Origin of the sequence: Clostridium novyi NT (assembly GCF_000014125.1) — a bacterium.
GTDB lineage: Bacteria > Bacillota > Clostridia > Clostridiales > Clostridiaceae > Clostridium_H > Clostridium_H novyi.
Map to the genome: position 1 here is coordinate 729,107 of NC_008593.1, position 15,987 is coordinate 745,093.

Sequence of the window (15,987 nt, forward strand, 5' to 3'; positions counted from 1 at the left end):
ATGATATTTACTGTAAATTTTTAAAGTTATAAATAAATTGTTCGAAAATCAAAATTTATATATAAAGTTCATAAAAAAAAAGTCGAAAAATAATCATAAATTGTATAAGTAGTTTAGTACTATATAAAATGATAAAAATAAGGAGATGATTTATTAGTGAATAAAAACAAAATTAGAAAATTATTTGCAGTAGCAGTTATAAGTGGAGCGTTAATGACAGGATTAAAAAGTGAAGCATATGCAGTTGTAACTGATTATGCCATTAAGGTAAATGATCAGGTATATTCTTATAATCAGAATAATTTAATAAGTTCTTTTTTAGATTATAAGATAAATAAACCAGCAAAATTATATGAAGATTTTAAAAGTAAGCTAAAAGCTGGTAATGGATTTTATGCTTTTAAAGATGATAAAAAAGGATTTATACCATATGAAACTTTAGAAAAAGGTTTTTTAGAAGCAAAATATAGTAAAAAAACTTTTAATATAGATAAAATTATAGAGATGGATGATTGTAAAGCGATAGAAGTAAATTCAGTAAAAGAAATTAAAATTAATGAAAAAAATGAAATTAGCGAAGTTTTAACTAAAAAAGAAGATGAAAACAAAGATAATAAAAATGATGATAATAAAGCAAAAAGTGAAGAAACAGTAACAAGTAAGTCAACAACAAGTTCATCTAAATCTTCTGGGGGAAGTTCATCACGCAGAAGTTCATCAAGTAAAAGAAGAGAAGAACCAAAAAAAGAAGTAGTAAATCAAGAGCCAAAGAAAGAAGAAGCACAAAAGAAACCAGAAGTTGTAAAAGATAAAGAAGAAAATAAAGTGGATCAAGTAGTAAAACCAGAAGAAAAGAAAGAAGAAGTACAAAAGAAACCAGAAGTTGAAAAGAACAAAGAAGAAAAAACAAATTCTATGATTCCTAAAATAACTGAAGGAAAAAAATGTGTAGTTGAAAAAAATGAAAAACCAGCATCCATAACTTCAGGAAAAGATGTAAAACTAAAAAGTGAAATAACACAAGTGGCTCAAAAGAGTTATCCATCAATAAATCAAGAAACTACTGTATTTATAAGAGGTGTTGTAGAAAATGATGGCAAAATAGAAGTTGCTGGACAAAAGATAGAAGTTAAAAAAGACGATAAGTATAGTGTAGTAGCAGACAAAATAAAGGAACATTTTAAAAACAATGAACATTGGGAAGTGGAACATAAATACGTGCAAGCAGGTTATCAATCTAATCTTACATTTAAAGCTAAAAAAGCAGAAGATCATGTAGGAAACTTATTTGTAAGTGGAAATGGAATAGAATTTTTTAATATAAAAAATGAAGCTTATGGATTCAAAGGTATTAGAGAAGATAGGGAAGTTTGCACAGTTACAGTTTTAGATGAGTGTAAAAAGAATGAAACTATAAATATTAAAGTTTCATCAGATATTGTTAATAAAACATTTGCAACACTTAAATTAGAAGTAAAAAGTGGCGAAACTAAAAATATATTGGCTCAAAGAATTGCTACAGAATTAAAAGCAAATAAAGAAATAAAAAGATGTTTCACTGTTGAAAATAACGAAGATAAAATAGTATTAACACAAAACAATATAGCAGATAAGCTTAATCTTAAAGTAACAATTGAAAATGAGGAAAAATCTCAAAATGAAGATAATAGAGAAAAATCTCATGAAAGTGTAAGTGCACCAGTAAATAAGGAAGCAGAAAATTTAAAACAGAAACAAGTTGAAGAAGAACAAAAAAAACAACAAGAAGGTCAAATTAAACAAATTCAACCAGAAAATCAACAATCTGAAAAAGAAAAGATAAAAAATCAGCAAAATACTTTATTGATTGAAACAGAATCTATAAAAGAGGGTTCAGTGGTACAACCATCTACAGTGCAAGAAGGACATTTTGGATTTAAATTTAAAGGTGAAAAGCAAAATAAACTAAACAAAGATCAAGAAATTAAAGTTTTAGATAAAGTTATAAAACTTGAAAAAGGTGACGATAGTTCAAAGATTAAATCTAAAATTTTAGAAGCTTTTAAAGATCATAAAGATTGGAATTTTGATATAGGATATGTGGTTGTAGAAGAAAAAGGTGCTAGTATTGGGTACATTTGTAAAAGGGCGCAGGAAAATGTTGATAAGTTTGCAGAGGATACTGATGAAATTAAGTTTATCCAAGATAATAGAACATCAGGTGATCCAGGAAAAGAAGAAGTAAAAGAACAATTTCAAATAGTAGTAAAAAAACCTTCAAGTGAAAAGACAACAATAAATATTACTTTGAAACTTAAAGGAACTTCAAATGTACTAGGACAAGTTAATGTAGAAATAGAAGCAAAAGAGACTGTAGAACAAGTTGCTCAAAATATAGCTAAAGCATTAAAAAGTAATATTTCAAGGTTATATAACATTGAAGTTAAACAAGCAAATGTTATATTGACACAAAAAGAAGCATCAAGATATCAAACAGAAGTTATTATAAAATAGTTTAAATATAAAAAGTCCTTAGAGATAATCTAGGGACTTTTGTATTAATTTAATTACTTTTTTAGTTTAAATTAAATCTTTTTATTAAAATTATACATAATAATGAAAATTTCGTGCTGTTTAAAGAAGAAATGTCAAAAATATCTTGAAAATTTCAAAGAAAAAACGATATTATTAATAAGCGAATATTTAAGGAGGGGTAACAATGAAACATACAAAACAATTAAAAACATTATCAATTGCTACTATTTTAGGAATTGCATTGTCGGGAGGACTTGCTACAAATGCTAATGCCGAAACAAGATATAGTGATTATAAAAATCCAAATGTAGCAGCAGCAACTACAAACGTAAAAGAAAATGATGGAGTTAAAAGCAAGGAAGAATTTTATGACAAGGTTAAGAGTGCTTTAGAAAATTTTGAAACTAATGTAACTATAAAAATTGCAGATTATAATAATAAAGATTACAATTTAAATATTTTCAATAAGGTTATTTTAGAGCATCCAGAAATAGATTATGGATATAAAGGGGTAAGTGGAAATATATACGGATACTATAATACTCCAGAGAAGACTATGAATGTAAATATAAGTTATAGACAAACTAAAGAAGTTATGCAAATGGAAAAACAAGCTGTAAAAGCAAAGGTTCAAAAAATAATAGGAGAAGTTATCAAACCTGGAATGACAGATGTACAGAAGGAATTAGCACTTCATGATTATGTTGTTAAAAATGCAGATTATAATGTTGCAAATTATAGAAGTGGTGTTGTTACAGCAGAAGATCACAATGCTTATGGAGTATTAGTAAAAAATACAGGAGTTTGTGAAAGTTATGCAAAGGCAATGTATGAACTTTTAAATGCTGTAGGAATTGAATGTAAATATGTTACTGGACATGGTAATAGAGGTGGACATGCTTGGAACATGGTTAAATTAGATGGACAATGGTATAATCTTGATGCAACTTGGGATGATCCAATATCAGATAGAAATTTAGGGGGAAATGCATTAGTTCCAATTAGTCATAAATATTTCAATGTTCCAGATTCTATATTTAATAGAGATCATGCAAGAGGAGAAGTTGCAAGAAACTATCCAAGCTGCACAGCAACTAAATATTCATTTGACAATCTTAATGTTCCTGAATACACAGCTGATGGAAAACTTTTTGTTAATTTTACAACTTCAGATGAGTTACACGCAGAAATACTTAAAGCTTTAGAAAATCGTGATGGAAGTTTATGTTTAAAAATGAAAAATGTAAATATAGGATTAAATGATCTAATGAGAAGAATTCAAATAATTGCACAACATAACAATATATATGGATTTGGAATGAATGTTTCAAGCTCAGGTTCTTACATTAGAGTTAATTTTAACTGGTTATAATTAAATATATAAAATTAAAAGGAACTATTTTAGAATACCTCTAAAATAGTTCCTTTTTTACGTAATTTGAATATATTTCCATAAAAAACTTTACAACGAACTTATGTTTATATATAATTATATTCAGAACTTATGTTCAAGAACTGGAGTTTGGAGGATGCCTTATGAATATAAAAGAATTGATAAAAAAGAGTAAGGCTAAAGATGAAGAAGCAACAAAGATACTTATAGAAAAATATAGACCCTTTATATTAAGAACTATGCAGGGTGTGTACATAAAGGGATATGATAGAGAAGATTTAATTCAAATTGGCTATGTAAGTGTAATAAAAGCAATTGAAAAGTATGATTTAGATAGTAAAACTCCATTTACTGCTTATGTTTGTAATTCTATAAAAAATAATTACTATTATAAAATCAGAGGAAAAGTAAAAGAAAATTATGATGTTAGTTATGAAAAATCAATAGAAGAAGGATTTGAATATACAAATGAAGAAGATATAGAAAATGAAGTTTTAAAGAACTTTGAGATAAAAAGATTAAGACAAGCCTTAAAGAAGCTATCCAGTGAAGAAAGAGAACTTATTTTATATTGTTATAGCAATGGACATGGCGCCATGAGAGAATATAGCAAAATAAAGGGAATAAAATATGGAACGCTTCAAAAGAGAAAAAAATCTATTTTAAATAAAATAAAAAAATATATGAAATAATTCATTAAAATGATACCTTTTATTTTTTGTGATATAGTATTATACTGTACAAGAAAAATAATACTGTGGAGGGATTTTATGAAACATAAATCATTAAAAAAAGTACTATCTGTAATTTCAATAATGGCAATAACAGCATCTCTTGCTGGTTGTGGTAAGCCAAAGCCTGTAGAGCGTCCTAAAGATGCAAAACAAAAGGTTGAAGATACAGCTATGACTAAAAAAATACAAAAAGAAAAAATAGTAAGTGGAAATAAAGTATATATATCAGGAGATACTATTATTGGGGCAGTTATAATGAAAAAAGATGTTCCAGAAAAGGAAGCTAAAAAGAAGGCACAAGACCTTGCAAATAAATATGCTAAAGAATTAAAAAAGGAATATAAAAATCTTCAAGAAGAATATAAAGGAATGAAGATAAATGTACAAGTTGTTCAAAATGGAAAGAATCTAGCAAATGTATTAATAGACAAATAATTAAATTAAAGGACAAGGATTAAAGTCAGTGGAAATTAATGAATTTCCACTGGCTTTAATCCTGTTTCTAAAACTGACATTAATTGGTTAAATATATCTTCTAGTTGATTTTTATAATGAATAGCTTTGCCATCTAGCATATTTAAAAGATCTTTATAATCAATTCCTAGTTTTAATTTTATGTAGTTAATAATAGATTCTGACAAGTTAATTATACAAAGAATAATAAAGTCTACAGATAGTGTTTTCTTTATTTGTCCCTGTTCCTGTCCGTGAATAACTACATTTTCTATAAAAGTTTTTCCATTTAAAGAATTTAATATTTTTGTCTGCTCAATATCTCTATTTTCAACAGCACTTCTTAAAAATTTACTCATTATAGGAAAAGTTAAATCAAATTTCATGTAATTAAAAACTACGCTCCTATATATCTCAAAAAAATTATTACTTTCTGTATCTATATGACGTTCTAAATAATCTATTTTTTTGTCTACGGCATAATCAAGTAAAAATAAGTATAAGTCATTTTTATTTTTAAAATATCTATAAAAACTTCCTTTTGCGATTCCAAGTTCAGTTATTATCTTATTCATGGAAGCGGTCTCGAAATTATGACTTGAAAATTCTTTTAAAGAAATATTTATAATTTCCTTTTGGCGTTCGCTAGATAAATTCAAAAAAGTTTGTTTTGGCAAAAGATCACCTCCTTGGAAAGTGACCAGGTAGTCACTTAATACATTGTCAGTATAAAACAGTTGGAGAAAAATGTCAATGCAAATTTATGGAAAGTTAATACTGGGATTATTGACATGATTTTCTTGCTGTGGTAATATTGTTTTAGATTATGCGACAAGGTGGTCGCTATAGTAAAAAACTTCTGGGGGGAGTTCAATGAAAAAGATAATTTCACTTTTAGTTACAGCACTTATGATTTTCCCTATGACTGGGTGTGCTAAGAAAAATGCATCAGGGGAAGAAGAAAAGGTATTACCGGTAAAAGTTATGGGTGCCCATGAAGAAGAGAATCCAATTTTACTACAATACTTAGGTAATACAAATTCTACAGATAATATTAAGCTAAGTTTCAAATTACCTGGAAAGATTGCGCAGCTTAATGTTAAAGAAGGAGATTATGTAAGTGCAGGAGAAGCATTAGGTCAGCTTGATACTAAAGACTATAATTTTGCTGTAAATGGTGCAAGAGGACAGCTTGAAGCAGCTAATGGGCAAGTTTCAGCAGCTAATGGTCAGGCAGAAGCAGCAGGTGGTCAAGCAGAAGCAGCTAAAGGTCAAATGCAGGCTGCACAAAAACAAATAGCTATGGCACAAGCTAAGGTTGATGCATCAAAAGCTCAATATGATAAGGCTTTAAATGGTGCTCAGGCAGAAGACATAAATAGAGCAAGACTTGCAGTTAAAAATGCAGAAGATACTTATGAATACGCAGAAAAAAGTTATGGAAGAATAGAAAAGCTTTATAAAGAAGGTATTGTGTCAAAACAACAATTAGATGATATAAAAATAAAAAGAGATAGTGCCAAAGTAGATTTAGACAATAAGAAGGAACTTTTAGCTAAAGCAGAAAATGGTGCTAGAGAAGAAGATAAGAGAGCAGCTTTAGCAGGTTATAATGCTGCAAAAGCACAACTTGAAGCTGCAAAATCACAGTATAGTGCAGCACAAGGACAATACAATGCAGCCCTTGGACAAAGAAATGCAGCGCAAGGACAAAGTGCAGCAGCACAAGGTATGCGTGAATCTGCTCAAACTCAATATGAGTCAAAACAAAGTATGCTTGATGATACTGTGTTAAGAGCAAGTGTTTCAGGATATGTAGTTAAGGTTTTAAACAAAGCTGGTGAAAATGTAGCAGCAGGATATCCAGTAGTAGTTATAAGAACAGATGACCAAGTAATTGATATTGGTGTAGCTCAAAATGATATAGAAAAGATAAAAGTAGGTGCAAAAGCAGATATAGCTATAAATGATTTAAAGACAACTGGTAGTATAGCTGAAATAGAGCAAGTACCAGATCCAAAAAGCAGAACTTATAAAGCAAAAATAAGAATGGATAAACAGCTTCCAAAGGATAAATTTTATGTTGGTACTGTAGCTAATGTAAGTATTAAACTTGCACAGGAAAAAGGTATTTGGTTACCAGTTACAGTTGTTTTAAATGATGGAGAAGATTATGTTTATACAGTAGAAAAGGGCAGAGTTGCAAGAAAAAATATTACAATCTCTAGCATATTTGGAGATAAAGTTTTAATAAAAGGAGTATCAGTTGGCGAACAAGTTGTAACTGAGGGATTAAAAAATATTAAGCCAGGTTACAAAGTTAAAATAGCAAAATAAAAGAGGTGGAAATATGTCAGGGTTAGTTGAGAGTGCAATTAAACACCGAAAAATAACCATATTTTTAACGGTATTAATACTGATTTTTGGATTAGGCATATATAGAGTAATACCAAAGCAAGAAAATCCTGATGCTTCTGTTGGAATAGCAAGAGTTTTAACTATATATCCAGGGGGAACTCCTGAGGACGTTAAGAACTTAGTTACTAAAAAGCTTGAGGATGCAGCATCGGAAATAGATGGTTTTGATTATGTGGAATCATATTCTAAAAATAGTGTATCTGTATTAATTGTTTATTTAAAAGATACAGCAGATGATGATAAAGCTTGGAGAGAACTTAGGGATAAGATAAACGATAAAAAATCAGAACTACCAGCTGAATGTTTTCCAAGTCAAATAAATACAGATTTGGTTTCAACAGCAGGAATGATAATAAGTTTATCAGGAGACAATTACTCTTACGACCAATTAGATAGTTATGCTGAAGAAATTAACAGAAGATTAAGTAAAATTGAAGGTGTAACAGTTTTGATATTGATGGTAAGCTTGATAAACAAGTTAAAGTTGATGTGGACATGGATAAATTAAAAAATTATCCAATATCATTAGAGGATGTTACAAAAGCACTTAAGGTGCAAAATGTTAAAATACCACCAGGAGCTATTGAAAGTAAAACTTCAAAAATTGATGTAATTACAAGCAATGGTTTCGATTCTATAAAAGATATAGAAAATGTAGTTGTATATGTGTCAGAGGACACTGGTGCAATAGTAAGACTTAAAGATATTGCAAAAATATATATGGATTATGACCAAGATGATGTTAAGTACAAACAGGATGGTAAAAAATCTATATTATTAACAGGTCACTTTGAAGATAACAAAAACGTAGTTTTAATTGGTAAAGATGTAAGACGTGAAATTGAATCAATTAAAAAGACGCTTCCAAATGACTTGAATTTTTATGAAGTATTATATCAACCTACAGATGTTGATAATGCTGTTTCTGATTTTATGACTAACTTAATAGAAGGTATTATATTGGTTATTGTAGTTATATTTGCAGGTGTTGGTGTTAGAAACTCAATAGTTGTATCAACAGCACTTCCAATATCAATACTTCTAAGTTTTATAATGATGCACTTTGCTGGAATAAAGGTACACCAAATATCAACTATGGCACTTATTATTGCCCTGGGAATACTGGTTGATAATGCAATAGTAATAAGTGACGTTGTTCAAGTTAAGATAAATCAAGGAGTTGACAATGTGCGAGCCGCCCTTGAAGGTGCTAAAGAATCATCAATTCCTATATTTACTTCAACACTTACAACAGTTGCATCCTTTGCTCCATTACTTACAATACCGGGAGTTCCAGGAAAGTACGTTGAGAGTATACCAAAGGTTGTTATAATATCCCTTATTGCGTCTTATATATGTGCTATGCTTATAACCCCTGCATTAGCTGCAGTTTGTTACAAGAAAACATCAGATGCAAAACAAGGTAAGATAATGAAAAAAGTTGAAAAATTCTTTGAAAATGCATTGAGTTTTGGACTTAAAAAGAGAAAGCTTACTATTTTAATTTCTCTTGGTATGCTAGCAGTGGCAGCATTTATTACAACAACTTTAGGACTTCAGTTTTTCCCATATGCCAATAAAAATATGATGTATATAAATACTACAATTGAGAAAAAAGGTGACATAAAAGCAACTGAAAATTTATCAAAGGTTGTAGAGAAGGTATTAAAAGCACAACCTGAAGTTAAGAGTTATTCAACAGGAATTGGAGATGGACTTCCAAAATTCTGGGTTGCAATGCCTCCTTCAGTACCATCTAATGACTTTGCTCAAACAAAGATTGATTTTGATCTTAAAAAGGGTGGAAGATTTAAGGATAATGCAGAGTTTGCAAATTTCCTTCAAGAAAAATTAGATTCTGAAATAGTTGGTGCTAAATGTACAGTTTATCCACTTCAATATGCATTACCTAAAGAAGCTCCTATAGGTATAAGAGTTATAGGTGATGATATGGAAAAATTATATGCAGCATCAGAAAAACTTCAAGGATTAATTAGGCAAATTGATGGTGCAACTAAAGTTCGTGATGATGCAGCGGATAGAACATATCAATATAAAGTAGATATTGATTCTGATATGGCGTCACAACTTGGTATTATTAAATACGATATAGAAAGACAAATAAACATAGCTTTAAGAGGAACAGAAGGTTCTGTTTATAGAAAGAATGGTAAAGAATTTAGTATTATTGTAAAGAGTAATATAGATAGCAAAGAAAAACTTGAAAATCTAGCTGTAAAATCTACTCTTGCAGGACACAAAGTTTTATTAAAAGAAATTGCTACAATTAACCTACAGACACAAATTGATACTATAAAAAGATATAATAAAGAAGATTGTATAAATGTTTATGCGGATATTAAACCAGGTGGAAACGCCGTTGATCTTCAAGATAAAATAGAAGAAAAAATAAAAACTACAGATTTACCTGGAGTTAGATTAGAATTCTTTGGAGAAAAGGCTGACATAGTAAAATACTTCGGAACATTAGGTCAATCAGCAGGTGTTGCTATTTTCTTCATATATATAATATTACTTATACAATTTAACTCATTTATGCAACCATTTATTATATTCCTTACAATACCATTATCATTAATTGGTTCCGCACTTGGATTATTTATATTTAGACAACCACTATCACTTATGGCTCTTATGGGAATTGTAAGTTTGGTTGGTGTAGTTGTTAAAAACGCAATACTTCTTATTGAATATATAAATAAGGCAAGAAAAGAAGGATATTCATTAAATGATTCTTGTATGGATGCTATGAAAAAGAGATTTAGTCCTATTATACTAAGTGCATTTACAACGGTTATGGGACTTGCACCTATAATACCATCTGGAAATCCTATGTTTGTTCCTATGGCAGTTGCCTTAATGTGTGGACTTATAGTATCTACACTATTGACACTTATTATAATACCTGTTTTATACAACTTAATTGAAAGTTCTGTTGATAAGTTCAATAACAAACATAAAGGTGGATTTAAATTCAATTTTAAATTTGGTGGTAGAAAAATAAAGAAAGAAAATACTTTAGAAGGATGATAATTATGAAAAATAAAAGATTATTAAAAATCTTAACTTTAGGTATTACATCCATTTTCTTAGGGGGAGCGGCACTAAGAGTAAGTGCTGCATCCTCAAAAGAACCACTTAAATTATCTAGAGATGAAGCTGTAGCACTTGCTGTAAAAAATAGCAACGACATAAAAAGAGTTGACACTGGAGTAGATACAATAGCTAGAAAATTTAAAGATGCAAAAGATTTAAGTGATAAAGTAAAAGAACTTGAAGAAAAGTTTGCGGACTACAAAGAAGCTTGGAAAAAGATAAACAGTTCTGAATTTAAGGCTGCAAAGGCAAAGCTTGAAGGTGCTATTAAAGCAGTAGAGGGGTATTCAAAATCTGATGAAGTATTAAAAGATTTAAATGCAAAATTAAGTGCATTAAATAAAATACCAGAAGATAAGTTAACTCCTGAAATGAAGGCACAAAAAAATCAAATAATAGCTGGAATAAAAAAGGCAGAAGGAACTAAAAAGGCTATAGAATCTCAGCTAAAACAGGGAAACATGACTATTGAAGCTGCAAAGGAAAAGTATCCAGAATTTAAAAAGCAGTATGCAGAAATACAAGCAAAGCTTGCAGAGTTTGAGGCAGGAAAGAAAACCCTAATTGAACTTTCAGAGCCAGGAACAAGTCTTGAGTATCCACTAGTAGATATAAAAACAGGAGAACCACTAAATCTTACCCAAGAAGAAGAGTATTATGATTTTAAAAGACCACAGGAAATATATTATGCTGTTCAGGTTTTACTTGAAAAAGCCGTAAAGCAAAAGGAACTTGTAAAGTCTATTGCAAGTGTTCAAGTAAATGAAGCATATACAAAAATTCTTTATGGTGAAGATGGATATGGGGTAAAGAGTAAGCTATGTGACAGAATACAAAAGGGATACAATGATGTAACTAAAAGTTATGATATAGGAACATCATCTAAGCTCCAAAAGGATTTAACTAAAATATCTCTTGATCAAATGAAGCTTGATGTGGATTCCCTTAAGAGAACTGTAGATAGCGGAAAAATTCAATTTAAAAGTTCCCTTGGAGTGGATTTAACATCTAATATAGAGTTAAAGGACAAAATTGATAAAACAGTAAGGGAACCTAAAGGATTTCAAGAATATTTAAATGATGCTTTTAAAAATAGATATGAAATTTTTAGTGCTGACAGAGATTTAAAAGAATATGAAAGAAGCTTTGAAACCATAAAAGATTATTTTGTAGATGATGATTATGAGTGGATGAATGTAGCAAAACAAATAGATGAAACTAAACTAGCATTAAGTGATGCTAAAAGAGATGTTAAACGTGATATAGAAGATAAGTATTTAGAGGTTAAGCAAAAAAGAAATGAAATAGAAATGAACAAAAAGAAATTAGAAAAGGCTCAAATTCAACTAGATGCTGCAAATAAGGCATATGAAATAGGAGTTAAGGCAATAGGACTAACTTGGGATGCAGAACTTGCAGTGGCAAAGGCACAAATGGACTATGATACATCCATTAGGGATTACAAAATAGCCCTTTATAAGCTTGAAAAAGCAAGTGGCATTGGAATAGACATGAAAAATGTAAAGGCATTTCAAATTGAAGTAGCAGAAAAGATTAAAGAAATCAAAGGGGGAGATGATTTTTAATGAATAAGAAGGCAAAAATTTTAACCACATCAATACTATTGGTTTCCGTTATGACTTTAGGTGGGAAAGTTGTTTTTGGTGCAAATAGTGATTCCCCCCTTGGTGTAAATGATGTAGTAGGCAATGTAGTTGAAAATAACTCGGACATTACTCTTTATAAAGATAAAGTTAGAGTTAGGGAAAAATGGTATACTCATGAGGAAAAGAAAAGAAAAAATGATTCTAACTATGATGAGGACATAAAAAAGGATGTTCTTCCATTAAAAGAAGAAGTTGAGTTAGGTAATTTGAATTGGGAAAGAGAGCAAATACAAGACAGAATAACTGTTGAAGCAAAAGAGTTATATTATAAAATTTTACTTCAAAATCGCATGATAGATGTACAGCAAAAAACTGTCGAAAGACTAAAACGTGAATTAGAAAATAAAAAGAAAAAAATTCAATTGGGTACAGAAGCATCTATTAGTTTGGTGGGAGACGAAACTAATCTCAAAAATGCAGAGGTGAAGCTTCAAGAACTTAAATCGGATAAAGAGAAGTTTGCATTGAAGCTTAACATGAAAATGGGTACACCTGTAACTGGAGAGGTTAAGTTAAAGGATGCAGAAGTTCCATATAAGGTTTTTACTATTAATAATGTAGAAAGTGTTATAGACACTATGCTTAAAAAGTACCATACTATAAAGTATCTAGAAAAGGAAGAACATGCTAAGATACAAGAAAAAAATATAACTCATAGTTATGCTAATGCTCAAGATGATGATGAGGTTGCAAAGCATCCAGAGAAAAACTATAAGTCTAAAGAAGATGACCTAGAAGATGACTTAATAGAAATAAAATATAAAATGGATGATGAAAAGAAAAAAATACAATCTAAAGTTAGAATAGACTATAATAATATAATAAATCTTCAAAATAATGTTGAAGCTAAAAAGCTTGATGTAGACAAAGCAGATACTTTATTTAAAACTGAAAAGACAAAATTTAAAGTCGGAACAAGTACACAAATACAATGTGATGCTGCAGAAGAAGCTTTGCTTATGGCAAAATTACAATATGACAATGCTAAACTTGACTATTATATTGCAGTAGAAAATTTCAAAAACTATATAAAAGTGGCACTATAGAAATTTAAAGCTCTCTTTTGAAGTGTGATAAGTAAGATCACATATATCAAAAGGGAGTTTTTATCTTAGGTTTAAATTTATTATTTTTTATTTGTAAATATATATTAATGTGATATACAATATATTTATATAGTAAGAAAATTTATGAAAAGGTGGAAAATATGAAAAGAAAAATATTAAAAATATTAATTTATTCTACTATATTGACAATTTCACTAACAGCATGTTCAGGTAAAACTAAAACAGAAGATAAAGTAAATGTAAAAGAAAAGAGTGCAAAAACTTCAGTTGTAAAAAATAAAGATGATTCAAAGTGCATAGTTTTAACGGGAACATTTTCTGCAAAAGAAAATAAAGTTATTGTTCCTAAAATATCAGCTACAGTTGAAAAACTACCTGTAAGGGTTGGAGATATTGTAAATGAAGGAGATGTTGTTGCAACTTTAGACTCTAAAGAAATAAACGATAAAATAAATCAATCTAAAACTGTTATGGATACTTGGTTTGTAGCAGTAGAACAAGCCAAAATTGGACTTAAGCAATGTGAAGATGCACTTATGGCATCAAAGGCTAGTTATAATTTAACAAAAGCTAATATTATAGCGGCAAATGGAAGTAAAAAAGATTTAAATGATAATCTTAAAATTGCCGAAAATTCATTAAAGCAATCACAAATAAGTGTTGGAAAAGCAAAAGAAACAATAAAAGTATCAAATGAAAGTTATGAGCAATCTAAAAAAATTTACGAAGAAGCAAAGAAAGCAGTTGAAGATACTCTAGTTAAAGCACCAATTAAAGGGGTTATATTAAATATAAATGTGAAAAAAGGTGAAGTTGCATCAAATTCAACTCCTATTATGACACTTGTTAATGTGGACAAAATATATTCAACAATAGAAATAAATGACGATTTATTAAAAAAGGTTAAAGTAGGAGATAAATTAGAATCGTACATAGTTCCTCTTTCAAAGAAAAAAGCCATTGGGACTATAGTAAAAATTAATAAAAAGGAAGATATAAAGAAAAACTTTAACTCTATAGAACTAGAATTTGAAAATGAAGATGGAAAAATAAAACCTGGTATGATTGTTGATGTTATATATAAATAAAATTATGATACAATATATCTAATGTTTACATTTAAAAAAGACAATTGTATAAGGTGGTATTATTTATGTTATTTAATTCGTTAGGATTTATTTTATTTTTTCCTATAGTAGTGGGGGGATATTTTTTAATTCCCCACAAATATAGGTGGATATTACTTTTAATATCAAGCTATTATTTTTATATGAGTTGGAATCCTAAATATATAGTTTTGATATTTACAACTACATTAATATCTTATTTGTCGGGAATATATATTGAAAAGACAGAAAGTAAGTCAAAAAAGAAATTTTATTTAAATTTCAGTATTATATCTAATTTATTAATACTTTTTGTATTTAAATATTTTAATTTTTTTAATGGCTCATTAAGAGATGTATTTAATCATTTTAATTTATCATATGGTATACCTAACTTTAAGTTATTGTTACCAGTGGGTATATCTTTTTATACTTTTCAAAGTTTAAGTTACTCAATTGATGTTTATAGAGGAACTAAAAGTGCTGAAAAACATTTTGGAATATATGCATTATATGTTTCCTTTTTTCCACAATTAGTAGCAGGACCTATTGAAAGATCGGACAGGCTACTTCCTCAATTTTATGAAAAGCATAACTTTGATTATAAAAGAGTCACCGATGGACTTAAAATAATGGCATGGGGATATTTTAAAAAGGTGGTTATAGCTGATAGGTTAGCTATTTTAGTTAACACTGTTTACAATAATCCCACTGAATATAGGGGACTTCCTTTAATTGTAGCATCTGTATTTTTTGCTTTTCAAATTTTTTGTGATTTTTCTGGTTACTCAGATATAGCAATAGGTTCTGCGAAGGTTATGGGCTTTGACCTTATGAAGAACTTTGATAGACCATATTTTTCTAAGACTATTGCAGAGTTTTGGAGAAGATGGCATATATCTTTATCTACTTGGTTTAGAGATTATTTATACATACCTATGGGAGGAAACAGAGTTAAAATATCAAGATATTATTTTAATATATTTTTTACCTTCCTAATTAGTGGACTTTGGCATGGAGCTAGTTGGACATTTGTAATATGGGGTGCCCTTCATGGTGTTTATCAAATTATAGGGCATATTACTAAAAGTGTTAGAAAAAAATTCGTAGATGTTATAGGGATTAGTAAGATTCCAAAGGTTCATGATTTTATAAAAGTGATAATTACATTTGTATTAGTTGATTTTGCATGGATTTTCTTTAGAGCAAATTCTATGAAGGATGCCATATATATAGTGAAAAATTTATTTACTAATGTGGAAATAGGAAATAGTGCATTAAACAGTTTATTTAATTTGGGACTTGATAAAAATTCATTTTTTATTGGTGTTATTTCAATATTAATAATGGAAATTATACACTTAATTAAAGGAAAGATAGATATAATAAAAAATTTATCTCAAAGTCCAATGTTATTTAGATGGATATGTTATTATGCGATTATTTTTTCAATAATAGTATTTGGTGTATTTGAGCAATCTCAATTTATTTATTTTCAATTTTAAAACGAGGTAGAAA

At 28.9% G+C, this 15,987-nt stretch carries 10 protein-coding genes and 1 pseudogene; 10 read left to right on the plus strand and 1 reads right to left on the minus strand.

Annotated elements, in window-relative coordinates:
* Positions 1 to 156 precede the first annotated feature (156 nt).
* From NT01CX_RS12140 to NT01CX_RS03365, 4 genes are all read left to right on the plus strand, one after another.
* Complete coding sequence (locus NT01CX_RS12140) at positions 157 to 2,493, plus strand: hypothetical protein (protein WP_052294509.1); 2,337 nt, start codon at positions 157 to 159, stop codon at positions 2,491 to 2,493.
* Between the two features lie 205 nt (positions 2,494 to 2,698).
* Positions 2,699 to 3,886, plus strand: a complete 1,188-nt coding sequence (locus NT01CX_RS03355) for a transglutaminase domain-containing protein (protein ID WP_011721633.1) — start codon at positions 2,699 to 2,701, stop codon at positions 3,884 to 3,886.
* A 164-nt stretch (positions 3,887 to 4,050) separates the two neighbouring features.
* Entirely contained in the window at positions 4,051 to 4,599 is a 549-nt protein-coding gene (locus NT01CX_RS03360; protein ID WP_011721634.1) for a sigma-70 family RNA polymerase sigma factor, read from the plus strand.
* 78 nt (positions 4,600 to 4,677) lie between these two features.
* Complete coding sequence (locus NT01CX_RS03365) at positions 4,678 to 5,076, plus strand: hypothetical protein (protein ID WP_011721635.1); 399 nt, start codon at positions 4,678 to 4,680, stop codon at positions 5,074 to 5,076.
* A 35-nt stretch (positions 5,077 to 5,111) separates the two neighbouring features.
* Here NT01CX_RS03365 and NT01CX_RS03370 read toward each other — a convergent pair whose 3' ends face one another.
* On the minus strand, positions 5,112 to 5,771 hold the full coding sequence (locus NT01CX_RS03370; RefSeq protein WP_011721636.1) for a TetR/AcrR family transcriptional regulator: 660 nt from the start codon (positions 5,769 to 5,771) through the stop codon (positions 5,112 to 5,114).
* Between the two features lie 196 nt (positions 5,772 to 5,967).
* Between NT01CX_RS03370 and NT01CX_RS03375 the strand changes: the two genes are divergently transcribed.
* The 6 genes and pseudogenes from NT01CX_RS03375 to NT01CX_RS03400 all read left to right on the plus strand — a co-directional run bounded on the left by NT01CX_RS03375 (position 5,968) and on the right by NT01CX_RS03400 (position 15,974).
* Positions 5,968 to 7,431, plus strand: a complete 1,464-nt coding sequence (locus tag NT01CX_RS03375) for an efflux RND transporter periplasmic adaptor subunit (RefSeq protein ID WP_011721637.1) — start codon at positions 5,968 to 5,970, stop codon at positions 7,429 to 7,431.
* 13 nt (positions 7,432 to 7,444) lie between these two features.
* A pseudogene (locus NT01CX_RS03380) lies at positions 7,445 to 10,563 on the plus strand (efflux RND transporter permease subunit).
* Between the two features lie 5 nt (positions 10,564 to 10,568).
* Positions 10,569 to 12,215, plus strand: coding sequence for a TolC family protein (locus NT01CX_RS03385; RefSeq protein ID WP_011721640.1), 1,647 nt, complete (start codon positions 10,569 to 10,571; stop codon positions 12,213 to 12,215).
* Positions 12,215 to 13,342: a TolC family protein gene (locus NT01CX_RS03390; RefSeq protein WP_011721641.1), complete on the plus strand. Its 1,128-nt coding sequence runs from the start codon at positions 12,215 to 12,217 to the stop codon at positions 13,340 to 13,342. Before NT01CX_RS03385 ends, NT01CX_RS03390 begins: the two co-directional genes overlap by 1 nt.
* A gap of 161 nt (positions 13,343 to 13,503) precedes the next feature.
* Positions 13,504 to 14,451 carry an efflux RND transporter periplasmic adaptor subunit gene (locus NT01CX_RS03395; protein WP_011721642.1) on the plus strand — a complete coding sequence of 316 codons (948 nt, stop codon included), beginning with the start codon at positions 13,504 to 13,506 and terminating at the stop codon, positions 14,449 to 14,451.
* A 65-nt stretch (positions 14,452 to 14,516) separates the two neighbouring features.
* Positions 14,517 to 15,974 carry an MBOAT family O-acyltransferase gene (locus tag NT01CX_RS03400; RefSeq protein WP_011721643.1) on the plus strand — a complete coding sequence of 486 codons (1,458 nt, stop codon included), beginning with the start codon at positions 14,517 to 14,519 and terminating at the stop codon, positions 15,972 to 15,974.
* The last annotated feature ends 13 nt before the right edge of the window (positions 15,975 to 15,987 follow it).